This is a genomic window from Streptomyces sp. NPDC058985 (genome assembly GCF_042740985.1).
Lineage (GTDB): Bacteria > Actinomycetota > Actinomycetes > Streptomycetales > Streptomycetaceae > Streptomyces.
Map to the genome: position 1 here is coordinate 1 of NZ_JBHYJX010000089.1, position 8,381 is coordinate 8,381.

The window sequence follows — 8,381 nt, forward strand, 5'->3', positions numbered from 1 at the left end:
GTACTGGATGTACTTGGCTCTGCGCCCGGTGCGGCGAGAGTGCGTGCATGGCGTCGCGAGGCAGACGGGAATTGTCAGACAGGCCCTAGGCCGTCAGCGGGCGCCGGCCGCCCTGCGGCGGCGGGCGACGGCGAACAGGAGGCCGCCGACGGCGAGTGCCAGCGCCGCGCCGGCCGAGGCGAGCAGGGCCGGGGAGCCGGTGGAGGCCAGCAGGCCGCCGTCACCGCCCTGGGGCGACTGGCCGCCGGTCGTACCGCCGGTGGTCCCGGAGCCGCCCGTGGTGCCGGTGCCTCCGGCGGAACCGGAGCCTCCGCCCGTACCGGTCCCGCCCGTGGAGCCCGAGCCCGAGGTGGTGCCGGTACCGCCCGTGGTGCCGCCGGTGTCGCCCGGCGTCTCCTCGTCGCCCGTGCCGTTCAGCACGATCCAGCCGGTGTCGTTGGACGGGTCGCCCTCCCGGGGGTCGTCCCACTCCGGCAGCGAGATCTTGCCCTTGGCGCCCTCGACGACCTTGTCGACGCGCAGCTTGAAGCGGTAGTCGCGCCGGTCGTCCTCCAGGAACGGGGTGTCGGCCCAGCAGCGGTACTGCGACGGCGTCTCGGCGTTGACGGGGCGGCAGGGGCTGTCGACGACGCTCGCGCCCTCCGGGATCTCCACGGTGAAGCCCAGCGGTTCGCCGCCCGAGCGCAGTGCCCCGATCCAGGCCGGGCCGTGGTTGCTCAGGCCGATGTCGACGGTGACGGTCTCCCCCTGGGCACCCGCGACGCGGGCACCGGTGAGGTCGAGGTCGTAGGTGTTCCGGGTGGGCAGGTCGATCTCGGCGTACTTCGCGTAGTCGGCCGCGTCACCGCTCCCGGCCGGCTCGAGGGTGAGCGTCCGGCCGGTGCCCTGCCGGTAGTCGGCGCCGGAGCGCAGCGCGGCGGCGTCCTTGGCGCCGACCGCGTCGAAGCCGTAGTGGAAGATGTCGCCGAGCGCGAAGTCCGCGGTCTTCACCCGGACCGGCTCGCTCAGGTCGTAGGCCGTGCCCGGCAGGAACTCGCCCTCGAAGGTGCACAGGGCGACCTTCTGATAGCGGATCAGGTTGTCCTCGTTCTCCTCGGCGTACGAGCAGTTGTCGTACTCGTCGGGGAAGGACAGGCCGCGCGAGCCGCCGAAGCGCAGGACGACGCCGTCGGCGGACATGCTGCCGACGTTGCGGAAACCGAGCGGGGCTTCGTAGGTGTCGCCGGCCCGGAAGCCCTCGGGTTCGGCGGACAGCTTCTTCTTGAGCAGTTCGGGTCCGCCGACGAGCACGTCGACGGTGTGCTCGTTGAACGTCAGGCCCGCGCCCTCGCCGGTCACCTTGATCCTGCCGAAGTCGCCTGCCTCGGCGGTGTCCTTGAGGTCGAGGCGGACGGACCAGCTCGGGTTGTACGAGTCGCCGGGGTAGAGGGTGTTCTCCTCGCAGACGGCGACGAGGCCGTCCGCCTCGCACCACCGCGGCAGCCGTACCTTGGCGAAGCCGCCCAGCGCCGTGGCGTCGATGGTGACCTTGTAGCCGTCGTTGGGGACGAACTCCGGGTCGGCGCCGCTGTCGGGGTCGTACTCCCCGGGGCCGGTGAGCCCCAGCCGGATCTGCGGCTCCCCCGGCTCGCCCTCGGCCCCGTCCAGCGCGAGGTCCACCTTGGCGGGACCGGTGAGGGTGACGGGAAGCGGTGCCTGGTCGTCCGCGGCGTGCGCGACGCCGGCCAGGGCACCCGCGGCGAGCCCGGTGGCGGCCACCCCGGCCACGGCCGCGCGCGCCCAGGACGAGTGCGCGGTGCTGAGTCTCATGGTGTTTCTGTTCCGTTCCCCTGACGACAGGAAGGTGCCACTGGTGTGACACCGCGCACAGATGACCCACAGGTGACGGGGAGGGTTGCACGGCGGAGGATCACGGATGCGTCTCGGGCACGCGCGGGTGGGCCGGGGAACGACGAAGGTCCCGTCCGGTCGTGATGACCGGACGGGACCTTCGACAACGTGCGTGGACCTGTGGGGATTTGAACCCCAGACCCCCTCGATGCGAACGAGGTGCGCTACCAGACTGCGCCACAGGCCCTTGCAACGAGTGAAACTCTAGCACCCCGCCCGGCCTGCTCAAAAATCCGTTCCGGGGCGGTGACGGGACGGCCCCGGGACGGGTCCACCAGGCGGGTCTACTCGTTGGCGGCGCGGGGACGGCCGCCGTCCTCGTACTGGTCGAAGAGCGGTGTGCGGCCGCGCTCCCGGGCCCGGCGGGCGGAGGCGGCGCGGCGGGCGTCGCTGCGGGCCGGTGGCTCCGTGCGGTCCTCGGCGGGATCGGCGGGGCGGTCCGGCGCGGGGGCGGACACCGCGTCCTCCTGTTCGGGGGTGACGGCGCTGGAGCGGGCCGAGCTCCAGGCGTCGGGCGCCGCGAGGTCCACGTCGGGCGTGGCGCGCGGGGCGACCGGTGCGGTGACGTAGGTGGGCAGGGGTACCGGCACCGGGTCCCAGCTGTCGCCCCGCGGGCGGCCGCGGGGTTCGCGCTGCTGGTCGACCCACTCGGCGTGGTCGGTCTGCTCGACCAGTGCCCGCCGGTCCGCGGCGAGCGCGGAGAGCCCGGCGTCGGCCTCGGTCTCGGGCCCGTCGTCCGGTTCCTCGGCGTCGGGGTCGCCGACGGCACCGACGGGGTCGGCGGGCGTGCGCCTCCCCGGTGGCCGGGGACCGCGGTCGCGCAGCCGCTGCGCGGCGACCTCGGCCTGGCGGCGGTCCATCTGGAAGGCGAACCGGCGGCGTTCCTGCGCGCGCAGGTAGGCGATGTAGGCGCTGAGCAGCAGCGCGGGCACGCCGGGGGCCCACAGGAAGGCGAGTCCGCCGACCGCCGCGACGACCGAGCCGAGCGTGAAGGCCAGGAACAGCATCACGGTGGTGCGGCGGCGGCGTGCGAGGACCTTGGTGCGCCGGGCGCGGGCCGCGGCCTCGGCGGAGCCGGGTGCGCGGCGGGCCTGCGGGACCCGCTCCCGCGCCGCTGCGGCGCCGGAGCCGGTGGTGCGGCCCGGGTGTTCCGGGGACGTGCCGGATCTGGGGCCCTGCGCGGGTGCGCCCGGCTCCGGGCGGGCCTTCTCGGGCCGTTCCGCGGTGTGCTGCGGTGGGGTGGGCCGGGTGTGCCGTCGGGTCCGGGACACGGCGAAGGCCCGGACGTCCACCGAGTCGGTGGCGGCGTCCGGGGCGTCGGCGTCGGGCTCCGCCTCGTCGGCGGGGCGCGACCGCAGGTCCTTGGCGTACCGGCGCTCCATGCCCGCCCGTCCGGACAGCAGCCGGATGGCGGTGCTGAAGCGTTCCGTCGGACGGGCCTCGTTCAGCTCGTCCTGCCTACGGAGCCACATCGGCACCAAGTAGGCGGCCCAGGCCCCGACGATGACTGCGTAGATGAGGCCGCTGCTGCTCACGCCTCACACGGTAGAGGGGTTTCCTTGAGGCCATCCGCCAATTGGGCCGGTGTGTCGCACGATCTGGCTGATATTTCGAACTTTTCTTGTGATCGATGCGATCAGCAGACCGCCAGAGTCGCATCAGAGACGCGAATTTCTTCGCTTCGGGCGGTCGCCGCCCGATCAATTTCGAACGTTTATTCAATTCCCGGTGTTGGGTGCACTCCGGTCCCGTGACCGGTGCCAGCGCCTCAGCAGACCCTCCGGCACCTCTTCCGCGGTGAGCGCGAAGACGAGATGGTCGCGCCATGCCCCGTCGATGTGGAGATAACGCGGCCTGCGGCCCTCCTCGCGGAATCCGAGTTTCTCCACCACCCGGCGGCTGGGCGCGTTCTCTGGGCGAATACAGACCTCGACGCGGTGCAGTCCGACGGTGCGGAAACAGTGGTCCACGGCCATCGCCACGGCCGTCGGCATCACGCCGCGCCCGGCCACCGACTCGTCGACCCAGTAGCCGACATGGCCGGAGCACATCGAGCCCCAGGTGATGCCGGCCACCGTCAACTGCCCGGCCAGCCGCCCCTGGTACTCGATGACGAACGGCAGCATCCGCCCCGCGTTCGCCTCCGACCTCAGGTGCCGCACCATCTGCCGGTAGGTCGGCCGGTGCGTGAGCGGGCCGCCGGGGCCGGGCGGCGGGATGGTGGCCTCCCAGGGGCGCAGCCAGTCGCGGTTGCGCCGGTTGACCTCGCGCCAGGCCCGCTGGTCGCGCAGCCTGATCGGCCTCAGGACGATGTCGCCGTCCCTCAGCTCCGCGGGCCAGGATGGGCTGTTCAGCTCGCACCCCCTCCCGTGCCGAGTCTGGGGTGGTCGCCGCCCCGGAGCTGGTCGACGGCGTGGATCAGCAGCGGCTCCAGCACGGCGAGGCCGTCCTTCACCCCGCCGGAGGAGCCCGGCAGGTTGACGATCAGCGTGCCGCCCGCCACTCCGGCCAGGCCCCGGGAGAGCGCTGCGGTGGGCACCTTGTCCCGGCCGTACGCCCGGATCGCCTCCGCGATGCCCGGGATCTCGTGGCCGATCACCGCCCGGGTCGCCTCGGGGGTGCGGTCGGTGGGCGAGATGCCGGTGCCGCCGGTGGTGACGATCACGTCGTAGCCGGCCTCGGCGCCCGCGCGCAGGGCGGCCTCGACGGGGTCGCCGTCCGGGACGACCTGCGGTCCGTCCACGGCGAAGCCGAACCGGCGCAGGCCGTCGGCGATCAGAGGGCCGCCCTTGTCCTCGTAGACCCCGGCGGCGGCCCGGTTGGAGGCGGTGACCACCAGGGCGCGGTACGGGGCGCCGAGGGCACCGCCGCTCGACGCGTCGCGTGTCATGACCGGCTCCAGTCGCCCGACTTGCCGCCCGTCTTCTCCTCCACCCGTACGTCCGTGATGACCGCTCCCTTGTCGACCGCCTTGACCATGTCGATCACGGTGAGCGCGGCGACGGTGACCGCGGTGAGCGCCTCCATCTCGACGCCCGTGCGATCCGTCGTCTTCACCGTGGCGGTGATCTCCACGGCGTCGTCCGCGACCGACAGGTCCAGTTTCACACCGGAGACCGACAGCGGGTGGCACAACGGGATCAGGTCCGGGGTGCGTTTGGCGCCCATGATGCCCGCGATCCGCGCGGTGGCCAGGGCGTCGCCCTTGGGGACCCCCTCTCCGCGCAGCAGCTCCACCACGCGGGGGGCGACGAGGACGCGCCCGCCGGCGCGCGCGGTGCGTGCGGTGACGTCCTTGCCGGACACGTCGACCATGCGGGCGGCGCCCGCCTCGTCGATGTGTGTCAGCCGGCCTTGCGGGTCCCGTCCGCCGTTCGGGGTTCGGTCCTGCGTACTCATGCTTGTGTGGCGCTCCCGGTCCTGGCCCGGCGCGGTGCGGCGCGTGGGCCTGCTGTGCGCGACACGCTACCGGCAACCGGGCGGGGTCAGCCGAGCAGGACCACCTCGACGTCGGCGCCGGGCTCGACGGACTCGGTGTCCTCGGGGACGACGATCAGCGCGTCGGCGTGCGCGAGGGCGGCGATCAGGTGGGAGCCGGAGCCGCCGACCGGGGTGACCGAGCCGTCGGCGTAGGTGCCGCGCAGGAACTGGCGGCGGCCCTTGGGAGAGGTGAGCGCCTTCTTCGCGGTCAGGGTCGCGGTGACCGTCGGCCGGTGGACGTCGGGCAGGCCCATGAGGGTGCGGATCGCGGGGCGGACGAACAGCTCGAAGGAGACGTACGACGACACCGGGTTGCCGGGCAGGGCGAGCAGCGGGGTGTGGTCGGGGCCGATGGCGCCGAAGCCCTGGGGCTTGCCGGGCTGCATGGCGAGCTTGCGGAAGTCCACGCCGCTGCCCGGCTCGTCCTCGTCGGCGACGTGCGCCAGCGCCTCCTTGACCACGTCGTAGGCGCCGACGCTCACACCGCCGGTGGTGACCATCAGGTCGGCGCGGACGAGCTGGTCCTCGATGGTGGCCCGCAGGGTCTCGGCGTCGTCGGCGACGGCGCCCACCCGGTAGGCGATGGCGCCGGCGTCCCGGGCGGCCGCGGTGAGGGCGAAGCTGTTGGAGTCGTAGATCTGACCGGAGGCCAGCTGCTCGTCGGGCTGGACGAGTTCGCTGCCGGTGGAGAGCACCACCACGCGCGGGCGCGGGCGGACCCGGACCTTGCCCCGGCCGATCGCGGCGAGCAGGGCGATCTGCGGCGGGCCCAGGACGGTGCCCGCTTCCAGGGCGCGGTCGCCGGAGCGGACGTCACTGCCCTTGGCGCGGACGTGGGCACGCGCCTCGGCCGGCCGGTAGACGTGCACCTGTCCCTCGGCGCCCTCGGGGGCCAGGCTGCGGGCCCGCATGCCGGTCACCGGGCCCTCGCCGAGCCCGCCGTCGGTCCACTCCACGGGGACGACGGCCTCCGCGCCGGGCGGCAGCGGGGCGCCGGTCATGATGCGGGCCGCCTGACCGGGGCCGACGGAGGGCGGGTCGGCCTGGCCTGCGGCGACGTCCCCGACGACCTCCAGGACGGCGGGGAACTCCTCGCTGGCGCCCGCGACGTCGGTGACCCGCACCGCGTACCCGTCCATCGAGCTGTTGTCGAAGGGGGGCAGGGACAGCGGCACCGTGACGTCGTCGACCAGGACGCAGCCCTGGGCGTCGAGCAGGTTCAGCTCGATGGGTTCCAGGGGGCGGACGGTGGCGAGGACGTCGTCCAGGTGGTCCTGCACCGACCACAGACGGTCCGGACCGGCGTCCGCGATGGCGTGGTCGTGTCCGGTGTCACGGGGCGCGCTGCTCAACGTCGTTACATCTCCTCGGCTACGTAACTGCGAAGCCAGGACCGGAAGTCCGGGCCCAGGTCTTCACGTTCGCACGCGAGTCTGACAATGGCACGCAGATAGTCGCCCCGGTCACCGGTGTCGTAGCGGCGGCCCTTGAAGACGACGCCGTGCACGGGACCGCCGGCCTTCTCGTCCGCGGCCAGCTGCTGGAGGGCGTCGGTGAGCTGGATCTCGCCGCCGCGGCCGGGCTCGGTCTTGCGGAGTATGTCGAAGATGCGCGGGTCGAGGACGTAGCGGCCGATGATGGCGTAGTTGGAGGGGGCGTCGGCCTCGTCGGGCTTCTCGACCAGCCCGGTGACCTCGACCACGTCGCCGTCGCCGGTCGGGGCCACGGAGGCGCAGCCGTAGAGGTGGATCTGTTCCGGCGCGACCTCCATGAGGGCGATCACGCTGCCGCCGTACTGCTCCTGGACGTCGATCATGCGCTGGAGGAGCGGGTCGCGCGGGTCGATCAGGTCGTCGCCGAGCAGGACCGCGAAGGGCTCGTGGCCGACGTGCGGGGCGGCGCACAGGACGGCGTGGCCGAGGCCCCTGGGGTCGCCCTGGCGGACGTAGTGCATCATCGCGAGGTCGCTGGACTCCTGGACCTTGGCCAGCCGGCCCGCGTCGCCCTTCTTCTGGAGGGCGGACTCCAGTTCGTAGTTGCGGTCGAAGTGGTCCTCCAGGGGGCGCTTGTTGCGGCCCGTGACCATGAGGACGTCGCCGAGGCCCGCGGCCACGGCCTCTTCGACCACGTACTGGATCGCCGGCTTGTCGACGACCGGCAGCATCTCCTTGGGAGTGGCTTTGGTGGCCGGCAGGAACCGGGTACCGAGCCCGGCTGCGGGGATGACAGCCTTGCTGATCCTGGGGTGGGACTGAGTCATGCGCGCCACCATATCCGGTGCCTATAGGGAGAATCTGTGACTCAGGATCATTGGCGCTCATATGAGCGCATTAGAGCGGTACGGGAGCGATCAATGCCACACACCGGCCCCGCGGACGAACCTGACAAGCGGACCTTGCGGCGGAAGATCCTCGCGGTGAGAAACAGGTTGACGGCCGATGACGTGCGGGAATCGGGGGACGCGCTGGCGGCACGGGCGCTCGGGATGCCGGAGGTCGCGGGGGCGCGCGCCGTGGCGGCATACGTCTCCGTGGGCGCCGAGCCGGGCACCCTCGCGCTGCTGGACGCGCTGCGCGCGCGGGGCGTGCGCGTCCTGCTGCCCGCCCTGCTGCCGGACAACGACCTGGACTGGGGCGAGTACACCGGGACGGACTCCCTCGCGCGCGTGCGGCACGGCGGGCGGATGGACCTGTTCGAGCCCGCCGGTGCCCGCCTGGGGCCGGACGCGGTGACGGAGGCCGACGTGGTGCTGCTGCCGGGGGTGGCGGTGGACGGGCGGGGCCTCAGGCTGGGGCGCGGCGGCGGATCGTACGACCGGGTGCTCGCCCGCCTGGAGCGGTCGGGCGCGCGTCCCGCGCTGCTGGTGCTGCTGTACGACCGGGAGGTCGTCGCGCGCGTCCCCGCCGAGCCGCACGACCGGCCGGTGGGCGCGGTGGTGACGCCGTCGGGGGTGCGCAGGTTCCGCTGACCGTCCGGCGAGACGGAGACGGCCCCCACGCGTGCGTGGGGGC

At 73.3% G+C, this 8,381-nt stretch carries 8 protein-coding genes and 1 tRNA gene; 1 reads left to right on the forward strand and 8 read right to left on the reverse strand.

What is annotated here, in order from left to right:
* Positions 1–93: 93 nt before the first annotated feature.
* From ACFW01_RS38055 to galU, 8 genes are all read right to left on the reverse strand, one after another.
* A complete protein-coding gene (locus ACFW01_RS38055; protein ID WP_384511378.1) occupies positions 94–1,809 on the reverse strand; it encodes a hypothetical protein in 1,716 nt (571 codons plus the stop codon).
* Between the two features lie 194 nt (positions 1,810–2,003).
* Positions 2,004–2,077: transfer RNA gene (locus ACFW01_RS38060), tRNA-Ala, on the reverse strand.
* Between the two features lie 97 nt (positions 2,078–2,174).
* Positions 2,175–3,425 carry a gephyrin-like molybdotransferase receptor GlpR gene (glpR, locus tag ACFW01_RS38065; protein ID WP_384511381.1) on the reverse strand — a complete coding sequence of 417 codons (1,251 nt, stop codon included), beginning with the start codon at positions 3,423–3,425 and terminating at the stop codon, positions 2,175–2,177.
* A 183-nt stretch (positions 3,426–3,608) separates the two neighbouring features.
* On the reverse strand, positions 3,609–4,244 hold the full coding sequence (locus ACFW01_RS38070) for a GNAT family N-acetyltransferase (RefSeq protein ID WP_161332008.1): 636 nt from the start codon (positions 4,242–4,244) through the stop codon (positions 3,609–3,611).
* The gene (locus ACFW01_RS38075) at positions 4,241–4,780 is read right to left on the reverse strand and encodes a MogA/MoaB family molybdenum cofactor biosynthesis protein (RefSeq protein ID WP_234957228.1); all 540 of its coding nucleotides are present in this window, start codon (positions 4,778–4,780) and stop codon (positions 4,241–4,243) included. Before ACFW01_RS38075 ends, ACFW01_RS38070 begins: the two co-directional genes overlap by 4 nt.
* On the reverse strand, positions 4,777–5,289 hold the full coding sequence (gene moaC, locus ACFW01_RS38080; protein WP_234957227.1) for a cyclic pyranopterin monophosphate synthase MoaC: 513 nt from the start codon (positions 5,287–5,289) through the stop codon (positions 4,777–4,779). Before moaC ends, ACFW01_RS38075 begins: the two co-directional genes overlap by 4 nt.
* Positions 5,290–5,375: 86 nt before the next feature.
* Positions 5,376–6,722: a gephyrin-like molybdotransferase Glp gene (glp, locus tag ACFW01_RS38085; protein ID WP_384511386.1), complete on the reverse strand. Its 1,347-nt coding sequence runs from the start codon at positions 6,720–6,722 to the stop codon at positions 5,376–5,378.
* A 5-nt stretch (positions 6,723–6,727) separates the two neighbouring features.
* The gene (gene galU, locus ACFW01_RS38090) at positions 6,728–7,630 is read right to left on the reverse strand and encodes a UTP--glucose-1-phosphate uridylyltransferase GalU (RefSeq protein ID WP_234957226.1); all 903 of its coding nucleotides are present in this window, start codon (positions 7,628–7,630) and stop codon (positions 6,728–6,730) included.
* Between the two features lie 93 nt (positions 7,631–7,723).
* Here galU and ACFW01_RS38095 point away from each other — a divergent pair, with 93 nt between their 5' ends.
* Positions 7,724–8,338: a 5-formyltetrahydrofolate cyclo-ligase gene (locus tag ACFW01_RS38095; protein ID WP_384511391.1), complete on the forward strand. Its 615-nt coding sequence runs from the start codon at positions 7,724–7,726 to the stop codon at positions 8,336–8,338.
* Positions 8,339–8,381 lie beyond the last annotated feature (43 nt).